The sequence below is a fragment of the Mitsuaria sp. GD03876 genome (genome assembly GCF_029840635.1).
In the GTDB taxonomy this organism is placed as follows: domain Bacteria; phylum Pseudomonadota; class Gammaproteobacteria; order Burkholderiales; family Burkholderiaceae_C; genus Roseateles.
In genome coordinates, this window is the sequence record NZ_JAOCCU010000010.1 from 58,678 (window position 1) to 78,741 (window position 20,064).

Annotated in this window: 15 protein-coding genes; 4 read left to right on the forward strand and 11 right to left on the reverse strand. The window is 68.8% G+C overall.

Going from position 1 to position 20,064, the window contains the following annotated elements; genetic code table 11:
• Positions 1-27 precede the first annotated feature (27 nt).
• Positions 28-1,017, forward strand: coding sequence for a hypothetical protein (locus tag N5D62_RS08375; RefSeq protein WP_279757238.1), 990 nt, complete (start codon positions 28-30; stop codon positions 1,015-1,017).
• A 425-nt stretch (positions 1,018-1,442) separates the two neighbouring features.
• Here the strand turns inward: N5D62_RS08375 and N5D62_RS08380 are convergent, their stop codons facing one another.
• Genes N5D62_RS08380 through N5D62_RS08390 form a run of 3 tightly spaced genes read right to left on the reverse strand, consistent with a single transcriptional unit; the run spans position 1,443 to position 3,141 of the window.
• Entirely contained in the window at positions 1,443-1,751 is a 309-nt protein-coding gene (locus tag N5D62_RS08380) for a hypothetical protein (RefSeq protein WP_279757239.1), read from the reverse strand.
• The gene (locus N5D62_RS08385) at positions 1,751-2,020 is read right to left on the reverse strand and encodes a hypothetical protein (RefSeq protein ID WP_279757240.1); all 270 of its coding nucleotides are present in this window, start codon (positions 2,018-2,020) and stop codon (positions 1,751-1,753) included. The genes N5D62_RS08380 and N5D62_RS08385 overlap by 1 nt, the downstream gene beginning before the upstream one ends.
• Complete coding sequence (locus N5D62_RS08390; RefSeq protein ID WP_279757241.1) at positions 2,017-3,141, reverse strand: cupin domain-containing protein; 1,125 nt, start codon at positions 3,139-3,141, stop codon at positions 2,017-2,019. The genes N5D62_RS08385 and N5D62_RS08390 overlap by 4 nt, the downstream gene beginning before the upstream one ends.
• A 418-nt stretch (positions 3,142-3,559) precedes the next feature.
• Between N5D62_RS08390 and N5D62_RS08395 the strand changes: the two genes are divergently transcribed.
• The gene (locus N5D62_RS08395) at positions 3,560-5,950 is read left to right on the forward strand and encodes a TonB-dependent receptor (protein WP_279757242.1); all 2,391 of its coding nucleotides are present in this window, start codon (positions 3,560-3,562) and stop codon (positions 5,948-5,950) included.
• A gap of 241 nt (positions 5,951-6,191) precedes the next feature.
• On the opposite strand, the gene N5D62_RS08400 is transcribed toward N5D62_RS08395, so the two are convergent.
• The 8 genes from N5D62_RS08400 to N5D62_RS08435 all read right to left on the reverse strand — a co-directional run bounded on the left by N5D62_RS08400 (position 6,192) and on the right by N5D62_RS08435 (position 16,003).
• Positions 6,192-6,569: a cold shock domain-containing protein gene (locus N5D62_RS08400; RefSeq protein ID WP_279757243.1), complete on the reverse strand. Its 378-nt coding sequence runs from the start codon at positions 6,567-6,569 to the stop codon at positions 6,192-6,194.
• A gap of 209 nt (positions 6,570-6,778) precedes the next feature.
• A complete protein-coding gene (locus tag N5D62_RS08405; protein WP_279757244.1) occupies positions 6,779-8,770 on the reverse strand; it encodes a S9 family peptidase in 1,992 nt (663 codons plus the stop codon).
• Between the two features lie 27 nt (positions 8,771-8,797).
• Entirely contained in the window at positions 8,798-9,964 is a 1,167-nt protein-coding gene (locus tag N5D62_RS08410; protein WP_279757245.1) for a BMP family ABC transporter substrate-binding protein, read from the reverse strand.
• 54 nt (positions 9,965-10,018) lie between these two features.
• Positions 10,019-10,939, reverse strand: coding sequence for an ABC transporter permease (locus tag N5D62_RS08415; protein WP_279757246.1), 921 nt, complete (start codon positions 10,937-10,939; stop codon positions 10,019-10,021).
• Entirely contained in the window at positions 10,939-12,036 is a 1,098-nt protein-coding gene (locus N5D62_RS08420; protein ID WP_279757247.1) for an ABC transporter permease, read from the reverse strand. The genes N5D62_RS08415 and N5D62_RS08420 overlap by 1 nt, the downstream gene beginning before the upstream one ends.
• Positions 12,023-13,651 carry an ABC transporter ATP-binding protein gene (locus N5D62_RS08425; protein ID WP_279757248.1) on the reverse strand — a complete coding sequence of 543 codons (1,629 nt, stop codon included), beginning with the start codon at positions 13,649-13,651 and terminating at the stop codon, positions 12,023-12,025. The genes N5D62_RS08420 and N5D62_RS08425 overlap by 14 nt, the downstream gene beginning before the upstream one ends.
• A gap of 16 nt (positions 13,652-13,667) precedes the next feature.
• Complete coding sequence (gene guaD / locus N5D62_RS08430; protein ID WP_279757249.1) at positions 13,668-14,981, reverse strand: guanine deaminase; 1,314 nt, start codon at positions 14,979-14,981, stop codon at positions 13,668-13,670.
• Positions 14,982-15,043: 62 nt separating this feature from the next.
• On the reverse strand, positions 15,044-16,003 hold the full coding sequence (locus N5D62_RS08435; RefSeq protein WP_279757250.1) for a LysR family transcriptional regulator: 960 nt from the start codon (positions 16,001-16,003) through the stop codon (positions 15,044-15,046).
• Between the two features lie 125 nt (positions 16,004-16,128).
• Between N5D62_RS08435 and xdhA the strand changes: the two genes are divergently transcribed.
• Positions 16,129-17,643 (forward strand): xanthine dehydrogenase small subunit, encoded by a 1,515-nt coding sequence (gene xdhA, locus N5D62_RS08440; RefSeq protein ID WP_279757251.1) that lies wholly within the window; start codon positions 16,129-16,131, stop codon positions 17,641-17,643.
• Positions 17,640-20,012, forward strand: coding sequence for a xanthine dehydrogenase molybdopterin binding subunit (gene xdhB / locus N5D62_RS08445; RefSeq protein ID WP_279757252.1), 2,373 nt, complete (start codon positions 17,640-17,642; stop codon positions 20,010-20,012). Before xdhA ends, xdhB begins: the two co-directional genes overlap by 4 nt.
• The last annotated feature ends 52 nt before the right edge of the window (positions 20,013-20,064 follow it).

The following is a 20,064-nucleotide window of genomic DNA, read 5'->3' on the forward strand; positions in this document are numbered from 1 at the left end:
AGCCCGGCCTTCACGAATAATCGCGCGATGCACATTCATCGCAAGCTCGGCAGCCTGGCGCTGCTCATGGGAACGCTCTGCGGCGCGCCGGCATTCGCCGAGGCGCCGCTGGTCGAGGACAACGGCGCGGTGGCGCTGCGGACCATCCAGACGATGGTCGAGCCGATGATGCGCGGCAAGATCGACCCGGCGGCGAAGGCCTGCATGCAGGCGTTGCCGGCGGACTCGTACCACGCGGTGATGCGCAAGTTCGCGGACCGCTTGAGCATCGAGGACCAGGCGCAGATCGACGCCTTCCTGCGCACGCCGATCGGCCGCAAGTTCACGCTGCGCCTCGAGCTGCAGACCTACGTCACGATGAAACAGCCGCTGCCGGAGCCGATGCCGGAATGGACGGCCGAGGACAAGCGCCAGCTGGACCAGGCCGCGACGGTGCCGGCGGTCCGGACCTATCTGCAAAGCGGGCTGATCCGGGGGACGCAGGCGAACGGCGAACTCAACCTGCGCACGCGCGAGTTGCTGACGCAATGCAAGGTGGTGCCGCCGGGGTCTGCGGCCGTGGCGGCGACGACCTACAAGCCAGGTGGCGTCGGCACCGAGAGCCGGGATGCGGCGATGGGGGCGATCGGCACGGCGAACTTCGTCATCGGCCGCATCGGCCGGGAGTGCCTGGCGTTGCTCAAGCGCAGCGACACGCCGCAGGCGTTCGTCGCCGCGTGGAAGCAGCGCAACCAGTCCTTCGCGGACGCCTCGGTCCACTACTTCGACAAGCGCCTGACCGAGGCCGAAGCCGAGGGCGGCAACGCCCGCAAGGAGGCGGTCATGCGCGAGTTCTCCGCCGCGGTGCAGCGCAACGGTGCGACGACCGTGCAGAACATGCTGGACCGGCCGGATCGCGAGGCGGCGTGCTCGCGCGCGGTGCAGATGGTCGAGATGGGCGCCTTCGACTTCAATCCGACGATGCCGATGTTCGATGAGCTGCAGGCGCTGGTGGCCTGGGCCAAGGCCAATCCATGAACGGGCGGCGGTCCGGCGGCGCGGCAATCGCCCAAGGCTGGAACTGAGCCGGAGTCGCCAGGCTTTTCGTCAACTGGCCGTCACATGGGGCCGGCAGAATGCAAGGCATCCGAGACAACAACCGGCTGCGACATAGGGCAGAAAGCTGGAACCCGTCACCAGCGTCACGGATACCCTCTTCAGGAAGAAGCCACCCCGACGGGTGGCTTCTTTCATTTCAGGGTCGGCGGCAGGAACGTGGTATCGATCGGCCACCACAGAGCATCGCCATGACAAGGCCATAGGCAACGCTGACGCCAAGTAGCTTCTCGTTTGCTTGGACTTGTCCATCCACAAGAATGCCAAGCGCGACGTAGCCGCCTAGAAACAGCGTCGACAGTTCGACGAAGCACAAGCAAAGAGCGAGCCCCCAAGCGGCTTTGGCGCTATTCATCGCCATCGACGGTCTTATCGAGCCACTCGAGACCCTGGGCGATCCACCGTTGAACGGGGGTGTGGTCGTTCAGTGCTTGCCCCAACTTCCAGCCCCCGATTCCCGCCGCCATCAGACCTCCGGCGGTGGCGGCGCCTACCCCGGCCAGTCCGACAGCCTCTAGCGCGCCGAGGCCAAGAGTCGCGCCTCGACTCAGGCCAATCCCACCCCCTATTCCCGATGCCCAACCCATCAGGTCACCCGGCGACATATCGGCGCCGCCAAACACAAATTCGTATTCACTGACTTGCAGTTCTCGCATTACTTGCTCCTTGGAAACTTGAACACGCGACCGAATACCAGCCGCATTAAGGCATCGAATGGCCGCCGACCGCTTGCGATCTCGTCGATATTTCTTGCATTTACCCTAAGAAACCTCCAGAAGAAATAAACACCAGCAAGACCAAGAATCCCAAGAACGGGAATATTCTGAAGAATCCCCGCTTGAGACAAATCATCTCGAAAACAATAAACGACGAAGCCAAAACAGGCACCGCCACCCAACAAAAAACAGGCCATCGAACTTTTCATGAACCCATCCTTTTTGGCCGCAAGATATCTCTTAGCGATAGCTCATTGATAAATCGCCGCCCTTCCGAATCAAGGACAGATTGCCTGCCCTTCAACGTTGCAGACAGGGAGTGACGAGCCCGCTCATCCATTGCCAGCTTGACTCCATTGGCGATCACAGGAGACGACGTCGGATCCTGACGAAATGGTGAGTTGATTTCGAGCACCTCTTGCAGCGGCGCACCCAAGTCACTATTCCATTTCTCAATAAGAAATGCGGTCTCTTGCCTGACGCTATCGGCACGAAACTCCTGAAAGCGCCTTAGATTGGCAGGTTGAGAAACTTCCTCGCTGAAAGCAGCCAAGAACTCATTAGCTTTGCAATCCGCCTCGCGGTCTTGCCATTGCAACGAACGTCGGCTCGCCAAGTGATCTCCCATCACGTGCTCGCATAGCCAGCTCGCATAGTCCTTCACCCGAGGGGGATGAACACCCACAGCGATATGGAAGGACTCCTCACCAGGCGGTGTTTCAGTTGCGTGCCACCAGCCTCTTGGGACGTACAGAACGTCCCCCGGCTTCAGTAGTACCTCAAGTGCGTGCTGCGTCGGACATTCATCCTTCCTCTCCTTGCTGCGCTGCTCCGGCAAAGGGAGCTCTAGCGTCGGCTCAAATACCCGCCAGAGTTTCTGCCCAATCAACTGCACAGCGAATACATCATGCGTGTCCCAATGACGACCGAACGCCCCTGTCCCGCCGAAGCAGGCGTAGCCGTTCGACACCGTCTGTTCGCTCAAGAATGAGGCAACCCGGAAGTTGATCTCCGCAATATCGGGACATTTCAGCTCGAGCCTATTCATCACGAGGGTTGCGCCGTTGGCCATGTGCTCGCGAAGCCTATCCTTCATGATTCGAAATCTTCGGGATCCCAACTCTTCGACCAATTCAACGAATACGTCGACGGGCAAGAACTCTCCGTTGAATAGACGAAGCCTGCCGTCCGATGGGTCCCAGCCGAAAAGCCCACGATTGACTTGCTCCCAGCCATATCGAACGGCGCAGGCCCCTCGCGCCAGCCATGGCCTGCGCTCGTAATAGCCTTCCAGGAACTCGGTTGAATTCCAGTCATCACCTAGGGTCACACACCCCTCCACGAGTCTGCGTTTCTGGAAAATGAATAAGTCGGGGGAAAGCGACAGCAGCGCCCGACCTCGAAACTGTGCAGATCGTCAAGCGTTTGGCCAATCGCATGGGTCAGCACATGACTCATACGTCTTCCACCCATTCGAGGCAAATCTCACTTAAGGTGCTGGAAGACGTCGCGGGTGGTGGCCACGTTCATTCGGGTTTCCCCGAAGATTCGTCGCGCCCGCCCATCACCCCAGGTAAAGAAGCTTGAAAGTCCTTCCCGGGCTTAGAAACGAAACGTACAGCGTGCGATGCTTCCGCCCGTTTCGCCGCTGATCCCCGTCGATCGGCGCCGCTCCCGCTTCCAAGTTCTCCGCGCTTCCGTCCAGCCATCGCCAGATCGGCCGCGCTTGTCCCGCCATTGCTTCATCGATGACAAGCCTCCGCCGCCCCGCCCTGACACCGCTCTCGGTCGCCCTGTTGCTCGGCCTGAGCACACCCGCCTGGTCGCAGACCGCGCCGCCGTCCCCGCCCGCCGCGCCGCCGGCCAAGGCGCCTGCCCCCGCACCGGCCCCCCAGCGCGCGCGTCCCGCGCCGCCACCGGCCAGCAAGGACAACGCCGACGCCCCCACGCAGCTCGACCGCGTCGAGGTCCAGGGCACCTCGCGCGACGACGACCAGCGCCGGGCCTCCACCGCCTCCAAGATCATCATCGGCCGCGATGAGATCGAGCGTTACGGCGACTCCACCATCGGCGAGGTCCTCAAGCGCCTGCCCGGCGTCACCACCGGCGGCCGCCCGGGCCGCGGCGGCGAGGTCCGCATGCGCGGCATGGGCGGCGGCTACACCCAGATCCTGGTCAACGGCGAGCGCATGCCGCCGGGCTTCTCGCTCGACGAGCTCCCGCCCGAGCAGATCGAACGCATCGAGGTCATGCGCGCCCCCACCGCCGAATACGGCGCCCGCGCCATCGCCGGCACCATCAACGTCGTCCTGCGCGAGGCGCTGCAGCGCCGCCTCAACGAGGTGCGCCTGGCCACCGCCTTCGAGCGCGACCACGTCACCCCGCACCTGAGCTGGACCCGCAACGACAAGCTCGACGACAACGGCGGCGCCTACAACCTCACCGTCAATGCGATGCAGCACAAGCGCGTCGACGACGTGGACTCGCACTCGCTCACGCAGACCTTCGATGGCGCCGGCGCGCTGCAGCGCCAGACGCTGCTGACCAACCTCGGCCAGTCGCGCGACGAGCGCAAGTCGCTGAACCTCACCGGCCGGCTGCAGCTGCGCCTGGACGGCGGCGACACCATCGCGATCCAGCCCTTCCTGATGGCCAATCGCGGCAAGAGCAGCAGCGTCTTCGCGCAGTCGCAGACGCCCGACCTGCCGCCCACCGACATCGACCGCCTCGACTACGACGGCGTCCAGACCGACGGCACCAGCCGCGCCACCATGGCGCGGCTCAACGTCCAGTGGAACAAGCGCCTCGGCGAGCAGACCCGCATGGAGACGCGGCTCGGCGCGGGCCGCATGACGATGACCAGCGTCGCGCACCGCGAGGAGGACGACTCCCGCCGCACCGACGAGACCTTCTTCCGCCGCCAGGACGACACGACCAAGAGCCGCGACACGCAGTGGAGCTTCAACACCAAGCTCACGCACCAGATGGACAACGAGCACAGCCTCGTCGCCGGCGTCGAGGGGGAAGGCACCGAACGCAAGCAGACGCGCAGTTGCCAGCAGCTCTACGGCACCGATGCCGCCTGGTCCAACTGCGCCTTCCTGGCGGACTTCGGCGACAACGTCACCGCCTCCACGCGCCGCTTCGCCGCCTACGCGCAGGACGAGTGGAGCGTCGGCAAGCAATGGGGCTTCTACGCCGGGCTGCGCTGGGAGGGCATCCAGACCAAGAGCACCAACAACCAGGGGCCGGTCGACAACAGTTCCAGCGTCGTCACGCCGCTGCTGCACGCGGTCTACAAGCTCGACGAGAAGAGCCGCGAGCAGATCCGGGCCAGCCTCACCCGCAGCTACAAGTCGCCCAACCTGAACGACGTCGTCGGCCGGCTGAGCATCAGCAGCCGCTACAACTGCAAGCCGCCGGACATCCCTTGCGGCGAGAACCGCCTCGAGTCGCCCGACCGTCTCGGCAACCCCGACCTCAAGCCGGAGATGGCGACGGGTGTCGAGATCGGTTACGAGAAATACCTTTCGAAGGGCGGCCTGCTGAGCGCGAATTTCTTCTATCGCCGCATCACCGACCTGATCCGCAGCCAGGCGGTGCTCGAGACGGTGCCGTACGCGCCGGTGCAGCGCTACGTCGTGCGACCGCGCAACATCGGCAACGCAAAGACTTACGGGGTCGAGCTCGAGGCCAAGTTCCGCCTGGACGAGTACCTCGAGAGCGCGCTGCCGATCAATGTGCGCAGCAATCTGTCGCTGTTCCATTCGGCGGTGGATGGCATTCCGGGCCCGGACAACAAGTTGGACCAGCAGCCGCGCTACACGGCCAACCTGGGCGCGGACTACCGGTTGCGCTCGGTCCCGCTGACGCTGGGCGCGTCCTTGAACTACACGCCGTCGACGCTGTTGCAGCAGAGTGCGCAGGTGCTCAACGAGATCGACAAGAAGCGGGTGATCGACGTCTCGGCGATGTGGACTTTCTCGCCGATGGTGGCGGTGCGTCTGGCCGCGAGCAACCTGGTCCCGCTGACCTATGGCAACGGCAGTATCACGACGACGCCGGGCCGCATCGTGACTGGCGAGAGCACCGGCCGCAGCTTCACCGTGTGGACGCTCCGCCTCGAACTGAAGGTGTGAGCCCGCGCTCGCCGCAGACCTGATTCCGAGTCATCGGAAGGCGGGCAGGGGCCGACGATTTTTGGAGCATGCGACAAGTATGAGGAGGCCCCTGCCCGGCTTTCGATGACGTGCGCAGTGCAGGGTCCCGACGAAAAGCAAAAAAGGCTGCCCCGCGAAGGGCAGCCTGCGAAAAGCGGAGCGTAGAGCGCCTCCGCGAGGGCGACGGAGCTGCAGGTGCCAGCTCCAAGGAGTCAACTTGTCAGTGGCGCTGGGTTTGCGTCTTGGTGCCGAGCGCATGGCTGGCGGGGGACCAGACGGTGGCGCCGACGCCCAGGGCGAGCAGCACCAGCACCATCCAGGTCAGCGGCGAGGTACGCCGGCGGGCGATGGGCCGCGGCGGGCGGGAGCCCACGCGCGACGGGCGCAGCTGCGAGGGCAGCTTGTGGGATTGGAGGCGGTGCAGCCGCACGGCCTGTTTGCTGCCGTCACTTCTGGACACAACCTCGAAGCTGATGCGCTCGCCTTCCTGCGGCACCTGGCCGTCCATCGGAAAGGCCGACACGTGCACGAACAGTGGTTCGCCGCCCTGTTCGGACCGCACCATGCCGTGGCCGCGCTCGGCGTACCAGCTGTCCAACGTCCCTTCGAACCGCATGATTGATTCCCCCATCTTCTAGAACGCCCGATCTGCGTCGCGGACTCGTGGCCCGCTTGACGCCCTCGACCGGGCGCTTCTCTCTTTCGGACAAAAGAGCCCGGCGCGTGGCCGGGCTTCTGGGGGTGCATGCTGCGCTAGCGCACGCGGGCCGGGGCAACAGGCTGTAAACCGTGCAACTTCACACGGATTCAGTTCTTGATTCCAGGCTTCAGGTATTTGTCCAGGAAAGCCAGCATCCGCTGGTTGGCCTCGATCTGGTTCTTCTTCTTGGAGAAGCCGTGGCCTTCGTCGTCGAAGACGACGTACTCGACCGGCACGCCGTTCTTCTTCACGGCCTCGACGATCTCGTCGCTCTCGGGCTTGATGACGCGCGGGTCGTTCTTGCCCTGGATCACCAGCAGCGGCTTGCGGATCTCCTTGGCGTGGAACAGCGGCGAGGTCGCGACCAGGAAGTCCTTGTCCTTCACCGGATCGCCGATCTCCAGGTACAGCGCCTTGCGGAAGCTTTCCCAGTACGGCGGGATCGACTCGAGCGTGCGCAGCCAGTTGGACACGCCGAAGATGTCGATGCCGACCTTGAAGGCCTCGGGCCGGAAGGCCAGCGCCGCCAGCGTCATGTAGCCGCCGTAGCTGCCGCCGGCGATGGCGATGCGCTCGGGATCGATCACGCCGGTGCCGGCGAGGTAGGTCTTGGCCTCGACGCAGTCCCACAGCGGCTCGCGGCCGTGCTTGCCGTCGTCGGCGGTGAAGAAGGTCTTGCCGTAGCCCGAGCTGCCGCGGTTGTTGATCCCCAGCACCGCGTAGCCGTGGTTGACCAGGTACTGGATCATCGCGGAGTAACCCCGCGTCGTCTGCCCGCCCGGCCCGCCGTGCACCAGCACCACTGCGGGCACCTTGTTCGTCGGCGACGCCTCCTTGGGCTCGTAGTAGACCGACGGGATCACCATGCCGTCGAACGAGCGGAAGCGCACGATGCGCGCCTCGACGAGCTCCTCGGGATCGATCTCCGGCGACAGGCTGCGCGTGAGCTGCCGCGCCTGCTTCGTCCCGAAGTCGTAGACGTAGAGGTTGCTCGGCGAGCGGTCGCCGTTCAGGTAGAAGGCCATGCGCTGGCTGCTCTTCGAGAACGTGACCCCGCGCAGCTCGCCGCCCGGCAGCTTGGGCAGCGTCACCGGCGTGCCGTCGGCGGCCTGCACGATGCGCAGCTCCAGGCTGGCGTCGTTGTTGACGCCGGTCACGCGGTAGCGGCCGTCGCGCGAGTAGCTGCTGTAGACGATGTCCCAGTCCGCCTTCTCAAGGTCGCGGGTGCGGCCCGACGCCAGGTCGTAGGCCACCAGCCGCGTGAACTCGGCGCCTTCGTTGGACAGGATCAGCAGCGTCTTCGATTCCGGATCGAAGCCCGTCGCGCTGAACGTCGCCACGCCTTCATGCGGCGTCAGGTGCTTGGTCTCCTTGGACTGCGTGTCGTAGAGGTAGACATCCGAATCGGCCGTCGTGTTGGTCTTGCCCAGCGCCACCCAGCGCCCGTCGCCGCTGACGCCGAACACCGCGTTGCCGTCGTTGTTCTGGTAGACCAGCGTGCGCGCGTAGGTCTTGGCGTCGAAGCGGTAGACGTCGATGTAGCGCGGGTCGCGCTCGTTGGTGGTGACGAAGAAGCTGTCGCCGTCGCGGCTCCAGCCGCTGAAGCCGGCCTTGACCTTGTCGCCGGGCGTGAGGTCGCGCTCGCTGCCGTCGAGCTCGCGCACGATCAGGTGGTTGTTCTCGTTGCCGCCCTGGTCGCGGGTGAACAGCACGCGGTCGTCGTTGCGGAAGTAGCCGACGGCGTAATGGCTGTCGGTCTTGGACGCGGTCAGCGCGACGGGCTCGCCCCCGTCGACCGAGATGCTGTAGACGTTGAAGATGCCGGTCGCATTGCTGCTGAACAGGATGCGGCGCTCGTCCTGCGAGAACGAGGCGCCGCTGACCGAGGTCGTGGCCATGAACTGCTCGATCGTGTAGGGCTTGGCGGCGCGGCGCGCGGCCTCCGGCTTCGCCGCCGCCTTCAGCGTCTTCTGCGTCTTCGGCGCCTGCTGCGCCGGCTTCTCCGACGCCTTCGCGGCCTGCGCCGGCGTGGCGGCGATTGCCGCCGCGATCGCGAGGCACGACGCGCCGACCGTGGCGCGCAACTTCATCGAACCCATGTGCTTGTCCTCCCTGGTTGAACCGGTTTACTTGCCGGAGGGCAGTTGCCCCTCGACGCCCTTCACGTAGAACTTGATGTTCTGCAGGAACTTGTCGTCGGCGATCGCGTCCTTGGCCAGGACCTCCCGGCCGTCCTGGCCGGCGATCGGTCCCTTCCAGATCACGAAGCTGCCGTCCTTGAGACCCGCCCTCACCTGGTCGAGCCGCGCCTTCACCTCGGCGGGCACGGCGGCATTCAGCGCGACCAGGTCGATCGCGCCTTCCTTGACGCCCCACCAGCTGTGCTTGCCCGGGCCGGCGGACCAGCTGCCGTCCAGCGCCGCCTTGACCGTGGCGATGTAGTACGGCGACCAGTCGATCACCGCCGATCCCAGGTGCGCCTTGGGCCCGTAGGCGCTCATGTCGGAGTCCCAGCCGAACGCGTACTTGCCGTTCTTCTCCGCGGTCTGCAGCACCGCGCTGGAATCGGTGTTCTGCATCAACACGTCGGCGCCGGCGTTGATCAGCGTCTGCGCCGCGTTGGTCTCCTGGGGCGGGTTGAACCACTCGTTGACCCACACCACCTTCACCGTCGCCTTCGGGTTGCTGCTCTGCGCGCCCAGCGTGAAGCTGTTGATGTTGCGGATCACCTCGGGGATCGGGATCGAGCCGACGACGCCCAGCGTGTTGGTCTTGGTCATCGCGCCGGCGACCACGCCGGCCATGTACGCGCCCTCGTAGGTGCGCGCGTCGTAGGTGCGCAGGTTGGCGGCCTGCTTGTAGCCGGTCGCGTGCTCGAACTTCACCTGCGGGCTGTCCGCGGCGACCTTCATCAGCGGCTCCATGTAGCCGAAGGTCGTGCCGAAGACCAGCGTGTTGCCCTGCTGGACCAGGTCGCGGAAGACCCGCTCGGCATCGGCCGCCTCCGGCACCTTCTCGACGAAGCTGGTCTTGATGCGGCCGCCGAATTCCTGCTCCAGCTTCTTGCGCGCGTTGTCGTGGGCGAAGGTCCACCCGCCGTCGCCGACGGGGCCGACGTAGGCGAAGGCGACATGCAGCGGTGCGGTCGCGCCGCCCGACGCGCCGGTGGCCTGCGGCGCGGACGCGGCGCCGGCGGGCGCGTCGTCCTTCCTGCCGCAGGCGGCCAGCGCCAGCGCGGCGGCCGCGGAGGCGGCGATCAGCAGGGAACGGCGAAGCAGCGGACTCGGGCTCATGGACTCTCCAGGAAGGCGAAAGGACTCGGACCGGATCGGGCGCGGCCGGGACGGCTAGCCACCGGGGTGGAACGGCCGCCCCAGCGACGCCGGCATGTTGGCGCGGATGAAGCCTTCGTCGCGCGAGATCAGCACCAGCACGACGATGGTGGCCAGGTAGGGCAGCATGCTCAGGAACTGGCTGGCGACCTGCACGCCCTGGCCTTGCAAGTGGAACTGCAGCATCGTGACGCCGCCGAACAGGTAGGCCCCGAGCAGCACGCGGCCCGGGCGCCAGGTGGCGAAGCTGGTCAGCGCCAGCGCGATCCAGCCCTTGCCGGCGATCATCCCTTCCACCCACAGCGGCGTGTAGATCACCGAGCAGTAGGCCCCCGCCAGCCCGCACAGCGCGCCGCCGGTCACCACCGCGCCCAGCCGGATGCGCCGCACCGGATAACCGAGCGCATGGGCCGATTCGGGCGACTCGCCGACCGCGCGCAGCACCAGCCCCGCGCGCGTGCGCGCCAGCGCCCAGGCCAGCAGCGCGGCCAGCGCGATCGCGCCGTAGACCAGCGGGTGCTGCCGGAACAGGGCCGGGCCGATGAAGGGGATGTCGGCCAGGACCGGCACCGCGAACGACGGCCGCGGTCCGAGCTTGGCCTGCACGTAGCCCTGCCCGACGAAGGCCGAGAAACCCGCGCCGAACAGGCTCAGCGCCAGGCCGGTCGCGTACTGGTTGGTGTTGAGATAAACCGCCAGCAGCCCGAAGGCCAGCGCCATCAGCGCGCCCGCGCCGATGCCGGCGAGGAAACCGACGACGTCGCTGCCGCTGTGCACCGCCGCGGCGAAGCCGGCGATCGCGGCGACCAGCATCATCCCTTCGGCGCCGAGGTTCACGACGCCCGCGCGTTCGTTGATCAGCAGGCCCAGCGCGGCGAGCGCGACCAGCGTGCCCGCGTTCAGCGTCGCGGCGATCAGCAGCGCCCAGGCGTCCATCAGCGGGCCTCCTCGCGGGCGGGGCCGGCGGTGCCGGCGAGGCCGGCCACGCGCCGGACGCGGTAGTGGATCAGCGTGTCGCAGGCCAGCAGGCTGAACAGCAGCAGCCCCTGGAACACGCCGGTGATCGCCTTGGGCAACCCGAGCCGCGACTGGGCCAGCTCGCCGCCGATGTAGAACAGGCTCATCAGGATCCCGGAGAGCACGATGCCCACCGGATGCAGCCGGCCGACGAAGGCGACGATGATCGCCGCGAAGCCGTAGCCCACCGGCACGTAGGGCGTGAGCTGGCCGAGCGGGCCGGCGGTCTCGAGCGCGCCGGCCAGGCCGGCCAGTCCGCCGGACAGCGCCATCGCGCCCCACAGCGCGCCGCGCGACGAAAAGCCGGCATAACGCGCCGCCATCGGCGCGATGCCGCCGGCCTGCAGCGCGAAACCGGCCATCGAGCGGAACAGCAGCCACCAGACGCCCAGCACCGCGGCCAGCGCGACCCACACGCCGATGTGCAGCCGCGTGCCGGGGAACAGCTTGGGCAGCTGCGTCGCCGGCAGGAAGGTGATGGTCTGCGGGAAGTTGTAGCCGGCCGGGTCCTTCCACGGGCCGTAGACCAGGTACTGCAACAACAGCTCGGCGATGTAGACCAGCATCAGGCTGACCAGGATCTCGTTGGCATGGAAGCGGTCGCGCAGGAACGCCGCGATCGACGCCCAGGCCATGCCGCCCAGCACGCCGGCCAGCAGGATCGGCACGACGATCAGCTTGGCGCTGCCGGCGTCGGCCTGCATCGCGACCCAGCCGGCGGCCAGCGCGCCGGCGACGAACTGGCCCTCGGCGCCGATGTTCCAGACGTTGGCCCGGAAGGCCACCGCCAGGCCGAGCGCGATCAGCACCAGCGGCGTCGCCTTCAGGCCGAGCTCGCCGAGCGCGTAGCCGTTGCGCAGCGGCTCCCAGAAGAACATGCGCAGCCCCTGCACCGGATCCTTGCCCAGCGCCACGAAGATCGCGACGCCGATCAGCGTCGTCAGCGCGAGCGCCAGCAGCGGCGAGGCCAGCGACATCGCCGCCGACGGTTGAGGGCGCGGTTCAAGCCGCAGCATGGTCGTCCTCCCACAGGCCGCTCATCCACAGGCCGATGCGCTGGACCGTCGCCTCGGCCACCGGGATCGCCGGCGAGAGCCGGCCCCGCGCCATCACCATCAGGCGGTCGCTCAGCGCGAAGAGCTCGTCCAGCTCCTCGCTCAGCACCAGCAGCGCGCAGCCGGCGTCGCGCAGCGCGAGCAGCTCGGCCCGGATCTGCGCCGCGGCCCCGACGTCCACGCCCCAGGTCGGCTGCGCGACGATCAGCGCCTTCGGCGCCGCGTCGATCTCGCGGCCCATGATGAATTTCTGGAGATTGCCGCCGGAGAGGCTGCGCGCCGCCGCCTGTGGCCCGGCCGCGCGGACGCCGAAGCGCTCGATCAGGTGCCGCGCGAGCGCCGCGGCCTTCGCCGACGACACGTGGCCGAAGCGGCCGACCGGCTCGCGCCGGGTCAACAGCGTGTTCTGCGCCAGCGACATCGACGGCACCGCGCCGCGGCCCAGCCGCTCCTCCGGCACGTGATGCAGGCCGAGCGCGCGGCGCTTCGCGGGGCCGAGCGGGCCGAGGTCCACCGGGGCACCCGCCCCACGACCCGCCTCCCCCGCGTCCCCCGCGTCCCCGGCATGGCCGACGCGATCCGCGTCGCCCGCGAGCCGGCCCGAGGTCGATCTCGCCCCGGCATCGCCGATCCACGTGATCACGCCGCGCGGCGCGCGGCGGTCCTCGCCGGACAGCACGCGCAGCAGCTCCTGCTGCCCGTTGCCCGACACGCCGGCCAGGCCGAGGATCTCGCCCTGGCGCAACTCGAGCGAGACGTCGTCCAGCGCCGTGCCATGCGGCGTCTCAGGCGCCAGGCGCAGGCCGCTCACCCGCAACCGGGCCGGTGCCAGCGGCCGCGCGGCGCGGGTGGCGAGCGCCGGCGGCTCCGCGCCGATCATCAGCCGCGACAGGCTGGCGTTCGTCTCTTGCCGCGGATCGACCTCGCCGGTCACGCGGCCCGCGCGCAGCACCGTGCAGCGCTGGCACAGCGCGCGGATCTCGTCGAGCTTGTGGCTGATGTAGAGGATCGCGCAGCCTTGCGCGGCGAGCTGGCGCAGCGTGCCGAACAGCGCCTCGACCGCCTGCGGCGTCAGCACCGAGGTCGGCTCGTCCAGGATCAGCAGCCGCGGCGCCGTCATCAGCGCGCGCAGGATCTCCACGCGCTGGCGTTCGCCGACGGACAGCGCGTGCACCGGGCGTTCCGGGTCCAGCGGCAGGCCGTACTCGGCCGAGAGCCGCGCGACGCGCTCGCGCACCTCGTCCAGCGACAGCGCCTTGTCCAGCCCGAGCCAGATGTTCTGCGCCGCGGTCAGCGCGTCGAAAAGCGAGAAGTGCTGGTAGACCATGCTGATGCCCAGCGCCCGGGCCTGGGACGGCGAGCGGATGGCCCGCGGCTGCCCGTCCCACAGCAGCTCGCCGGCGTCGGCCGCGACCGCGCCGGCGATGATCTTCATCAGCGTGGACTTGCCGGCGCCGTTCTCGCCCAGCACCGCATGGATCTCGCCCGCGGCCACCGACAGCGAGACCGCGTCGTTGGCCTTCACGCCTGGGTATTGCTTGCTGATGCGGCGAAGTTCCAGGCGTGGCGGCGTCATGGGGATGGCAGGGTCCTCAGGATCTCCGGTAGCGCGGCTCGCCCGCGACGTAACTGGCCACCAGGTTGCGATCGTCCGACAGCGTCATCCAGGCGAAGGCGCGTTCGTGCGGGTCGCGGGTGAGGGCCATGCGGGCCTCGGCGACCGGCCCGGCGGCCCAGTCCCAGATGCAGACGTCGGCCAGTGTAGCCACGCCGAAGTGGCCCAGTTCCTCCGACAAACCCAGGGCCTCCGCCGCCCCGCGCGTGGCCGCGTGCAACCCCGCCCAGGCGGTCAGCCGCTGGCCCTGCAGCGCCTGCACCTTGTAGCCGTCCGCCAGCGTGCGCTGCGCCGACAGCGAGGTACCGCCGCCCACGTCGCTGGCCGCGCTGACGCGCACGCCGGCCTCGATCGCGCGCGGCCAATCGAACAGCCCGCTGCCCAGGAACAGGTTGGACGACGGGCAATGCGCGATGTGCGCGCCGGTGCGGGTCAGCACGCGGCGATCCTCGTCGTCCAGCCAGATGCCGTGCGCCAGCACCGCGCGCGGATGCAGCAGGCCGACGCGGTCGTAGACATCGAGGTAGCTGCGCGCCTCCGGGAAAAGCTTGGCGACCCACTCGACCTCGCCGCGGTTCTCCGCCACGTGGGTCTGCATGTAGAGGCTGGCATCGGCGCGGCACAGCGCGCCGGCCATCGCGAGCTGCGCGGGCGTGCTGGTCGGCGCGAAGCGGACCGTCACCGCGTAGGCCAGGCGCGCCCGGTTGTGATGCTTCGCGATCAGGTCGAGGCAATCGCGCTCGGCCTGGACGACATCGTCGCGCAGCGCCTCGGGCGCGTTGCGGTCCATCAGCACCTTGCCGGTGATCAGCCGCATGCCGCGCGCGGCGGCGGCGTCGAACAGCGCGTCGGCCGAGACCTTGTGCACCGTCGGGTAGACCACCGCCGAGGTCGTGCCGTGCGCCAGCAGCGCGTCCAGGAAACGGTCCGCGCCGAAGCGCGCGACCTCGGGGTCCATGTAGCGCTGCTCGGCCGGGAAGGTGTAGGTGTTGAGCCAGTCCAGCAGCTCGGTGCCGTAGGACGCGATCACGTCCAGCTGCGGGCTGTGCACATGCGTGTCGACGAAGCCCGGCAGGATCAGCCGGCCCGAGTGGTCCTCGCGCACCCAGCCCTCGCCCGGATCCTCGGCCTGCGCGCCGACGATGCGGCCGTCCTCGATCAGCAGCCAGTGATCGGGACGAAAGCGCACGGCGGGGTCGTCCACGCGCGCCCAGTGCGGCGTGGCGGTGAAGTCCAGCAGGTCGCCCTTCAGGGCCAGGCGCGCCGGAGCGGCGGATCGGTCGGTCGTCATCGGTGGAAGCAGGAATCGGAAAAGCGGAGAAAGCGGAGAAAGCGGAGAAAGCGGAAGCAACCTTACGCCACGAGCTCGCGGGCGACTTCCCGCACCTGCTCGCGCAGCCAGCGCAACGGCGCGCTGTTGTGGCTGACGTCGTGCCACAGCTGGTAATACGTCATCGGCGGGAAGGCGACCGGGCAGCGCAGCACGGTCACCGGCAGCTCGTCCAGGTAGCGGTTGCAGAACAGCCGCCCGGTGGTCAGCACCAGCAAGCTGCGCGCCACCATCTGCGGCAGCTGGCCGAAATGGGCGCAGCGCACCGCGATGCGGCGCTCCAGGCCGAGCGAGCTCAGGTGCTGCTCGATCACGCCGGGCTGGCCGCGGCTCAGCGGCATCGGCGCCAGGTGCTGGCAGTCGAGGTAGCGCTCCTGCGTCCAGGCGCGCGGCGCCATCCGCGCGGCCGGGTGGTCCTGGCTCACCAGGCAGACGACCTCGTCCACCAGCAGCCGGCCCATGTGGAGCTCGCCGGGCGGCTCGAGCCAGTTGCCGATGACCAGGTCCACCTCGCCGCGCGCGAGCGAGGCGCGGTAGTCGAAATCGGCGTTCAGCGGCTGCAGGTCCAGCTGCACGCCGGGCGCGGCGCGCTGCAGGTGGGCCACCAGCATCGGCAGGAACAGCGGGTCGAGGTAGTCGCTGGCCGCGACGCGCAGCCGCAGCTCGGCACTCGCGGGATCGAAGCCCGACTTGCGCAGCCGCGCGCCGAAGAGCTCGTCGGCCTCGCGCAGCAGGCGCTCGGCGGGGGCGAGCAGCTCGAGCGCGGTGGCGGTCGGGGTCATGCCGGCGCCGCTGCGCACCAGCAGCGGATCGCCCGTCAGGGTGCGCAAGCGCCGCAGCTGCGCGCTCAAGGCGGGCTGCGTGCTGCCGAGCCGCATCGCGGCCCTGGACACACTGCGCTCGGAAATCAAGGTATGCAGGACCCGCACCAGAAGGAGGTCGATCTTGTCGAAGTTCAGCTCTTCCGACATCGTCAATGACATATAGAGGCTATATGGCCAATCGTATATCCATGTCGAGATCACGAGAGTACCGTTCGGGGTGATTGCATCCGCCTGCCAGCCGTGCTCGCTGCTTGCTTGCCCGCCCGCTTCCGTTCCGCGCCGCCATGACCGCTCCCCGTCCGATCCGTTTCGTCCACCAGGGCCAGTTGACCGCCGTCGCCGGGCTGCCGCCGACGACCACGGTGCTCCAGTACCTGCGCGAGCACGCCCGCTGCGCCGGCACCAAGGAAGGCTGCGCCGAAGGGGACTGCGGCGCCTGCACGGTGCTGGTCGGCGAGCTGGACGCGCAGGGCGACGCGGTCGAGCTGCGCAACGTCAACGCCTGCATCCAGCTGCTGCCGATGCTCGACGGCAAGGCGCTGCTGACGGTGGAGGACCTCGGCGGCAGCGCCGACCTGAACCCGGTGCAGCAGGCGCTGGTCGACTGTCATGGCTCGCAATGCGGGTTCTGCACGCCGGGCTTCGCGATGACGATGCAGGCGATCTACGAGCGCCACCAGGCCGCCGGCACCCGCCCCGCGCGCCAGGAACTGGCCGACGACCTGTCCGGCAACCTGTGCCGCTGCACCGGCTACCGGCCAATCCTGGACGCCGGCGAGCGCATGTTCGACGCGCCGGTCCGCACGCTGGACCGCGCGCCGATCGTCGAGGCGCTGCGCGCGCTGCGGGACGATCCGTCGCTCCACTACGAGGCGCCGTCGCGTTCGGGCGCGATGCAGCGCGTCTTCGCCCCGCGCTCGGCCGACGAGCTGGCCGCCCTGCGCGAGGCGATGCCGCAGGCGCGGCTCGTCGCCGGCGCGACCGATGTCGGCCTGTGGGTCAACAAGCAGCAGCGCGAACTGGGCGATGTGATCCTCACCGGCCGTGTCGACGACCTGCGCCGCGTCGAGCAGGCGCCGGACGGCCTGCTGCGCATCGGCGCGGCGGTGTCGCTGGAGGACGCCTGGGCCGCGCTGACCGCGCGCGTGCCGGCGCTGCGCGAGCTGTGGCTGCGTTTCGCCTCGCCGCCGGTGCGGCATGCCGGGACGCTGGGCGGCAACATCGCCAACGGCTCGCCGATCGGCGACGGCGCGCCGGCGCTGATCGCGCTCGGCGCGCGCATCGTGCTGCGCCGCGGCGCCACGCGGCGGGCGATGCCGCTCGAGGACTTCTACCTGGACTACATGAAGAACGCGCTGGAGGCTGGCGAGTTCGTCGAATCGCTCGAGGTGCCCGCCCTCCCCGCCGGCACGCGGCTGCGCGGCTACAAGCTGGCCAAGCGCTACGACAGCGACATCTCCGCCGTCTGCGCGGTGCTGAGCCTGCGGCTGGAGGACGGCGTGGTGCGCGACGCGCGATTCGCGTTCGGCGGCATGGCCGCGATCGTCAAGCGCGCGGCGAAGGCCGAAGCAGCCGTCGCGGGCCGTGCCTGGGACGAGGCGGCGTCGCTCGCCGCGGCCGAGGCGCTGCGCGAGGACTTCTCCCCGATGACCGACCTGCGCGCCAGCGCGTCGTACCGCGAGCGCGCGGCGGCGAACCTGATCCGGCGCTTCTGGCTGGAGACACGCGCGAACGCGCCGATCGCGGCCGAATCGGCCAGCGTGTGGCAGGCCGTCAACCTGCAGCGGAGCGTCGCATGAACAAGCCGGCGGATCTCCCGATCGGCGTGACGGCCGAGGTCGCGCTGCAGCCGCAGGTCGGCGTCAGCCGCGCGCACGAGGCCGCGCACCTGCACGTCAGCGGCGAGGCGCTCTACACCGACGACATCGCCGAGGCGCAAGGCACGCTGCATGCGGCGCTGGGGCTGTCGCCGCTGGCGCATGGCACGCTGATGTCGGTCGACGTCGCGCTGCTGCGGCGCCAGCCGGGCGTGGTCGCGGTGCTGACCGCGGCGGATATTCCCGGCGACAACAACTGCGGCCCGCTGGTCCATGACGATCCGATCCTGGCCGACGGCGAGCTGCGCTATGTCGGCCAGCCCGTCTACGCGGTGATCGCCACCGATCGCGAGCTGGCGCGACGCGCGGCCGCGATGGCGAAGCAGGCGATCGTCGCCGCGCCGTTGCCGGCGGTGCTGACCGCGCGCGAGGCGCATGCGATCGGGCAGTACGTCGTCCCGCCGATGCACCTGGCGCGCGGCGACGCGGCGGCGGCGCTGGCCGCGGCGCCGCACCGGCTCGACGGCGAATGGGCCGTCGGCGGCCAGGAGCAGTTCTACCTGGAAGGCCAGATCAGCTACGCGCTGCCGCAGGAGAACCAGGCGCTGCTGGTGCACTGCTCGACGCAGCATCCATCGGAGATGCAGCAGCTGGTCGCGCATGCGATGGGCTGGCAGGCGCATCAAGTGGTGGTGCAGTGCCGGCGCATGGGCGGCGGTTTCGGCGGCAAGGAATCGCAATCGGCGCTGTTCGCGTGCATCGCGGCGATCGCGGCCGGCAAGCTCCGCCGCCCGGTCAAGCTGCGGGTCGACCGCGACGACGACTTCCTGATCACCGGCCGGCGTCACGGCTTCGACTACCGCTGGTCGGTCGGCTTCGATGACGAGGGGCGGATCCTGGGCGCGGAGATCGACCTCGTCTCCAACTGCGGCCACAGCGCCGACCTGTCGGCGCCGGTGATGGCGCGCGCGCTGTGCCACTTCGACAACGCGTACTGGCTGCCGAATGTCTCGATGCATGGCTACGGCGCGAAGACCAACACGCAGAGCAACACGGCCTTCCGCGGCTTCGGCGGACCGCAGGGCGCGCTGGCCATCGAGATGATCCTGGACGGCGTCGCGCGTCGGCTGGGGCTGGATCCGCTACGGGTGCGGCAGCGCAACTTCTATCGCGACGGGCAGGACGTGACGCCCTATGGGCAGCACGTCGAGGACAACCAGATCCAGCCGCTGACGGACCGGCTGATCGAGACCTCGGACTATCACGCGCGGCGCGCGGAGATCGCGGCGTTCAACGCGGCGAACCCGGTGCTCAAGCGCGGCCTGGCGCTGACGCCGGTGAAGTTCGGCATCTCGTTCAACGTCGTCCACCTGAACCAGGCGGGCGCGCTGGTGCATGTCTACACCGACGGCTCGGTGCTGGTGAACCACGGCGGGACCGAGATGGGCCAGGGGCTCAACACCAAGGTCGCGCAGGTGGTGGCGCATGAGCTGGGCGTGCCGGCCAGTCAGGTGCGCGCGAGCGCGACCGACACCAGCAAGGTGGCCAACACGTCGGCGACGGCGGCGTCCACGGGCTCGGACCTGAACGGCAAGGCGGCGCAGGACGCGGCGCGCAAGATCAAGCGGCGGCTGATGCCGCTGGCGGCGCGGCTGCTGGGCTGCGACGAGGAAGCACTCGTCTTCGACGGCGGCGAGGTGCGGGGCACGGGCCCGGCGGGCGCGCGGGCGATCGGGTTCAAGGAGCTGGTCGCGAAGGCTTACCTGGAGCGGATCCAGCTGTGGAGCGACGGCTTCTACGCGACGCCGGGGCTGCATTGGGACCGCGCGAAGCTGCAGGGCAACCCGTTCTTCTATTACGCCTTCGGGGCGGCGGTGGCCGAGGTGCTGGTGGACACGCTGACCGGCGAGTCGCGGGTGCTGCGCGCGGACGTGTTGCATGACGTGGGGCAGTCGCTGAATCCGGCGCTGGACATCGGGCAGGTGGAAGGCGCGTTCGTGCAGGGCCAGGGCTGGCTGACCAGCGAGGAGCTGGTGTGGCATCCGCAGTCGGGCGTGCTGCTGACGCATGCGCCGAGCACGTACAAGATCCCGACGGCGAACGACATGCCGCGGGACTTCCGCGTGGCGCTGTTCGACGCGCCGAACGCGAAGGACAGCATCCATCGCTCGAAGGCGGTCGGGGAACCGCCGTTGCTGCTGCCGTTCTCGGTGCTGCTGGCGATCAAGGATGCGGTGGCCGCGTGCGGGCCGGCGCGTTGCGATCCGCCGCTGCGGGTGCCGGCGACGCCGGAGGCGGTGTTGGAGGCGGTGGAGGCAGTGGAGACGGCCAAGGCGTCGCGGATCGACTGAACGACCGGCCCGCCGGCGGCCTTGCGCCAGAATGCGCGCCACCTCAGTGACT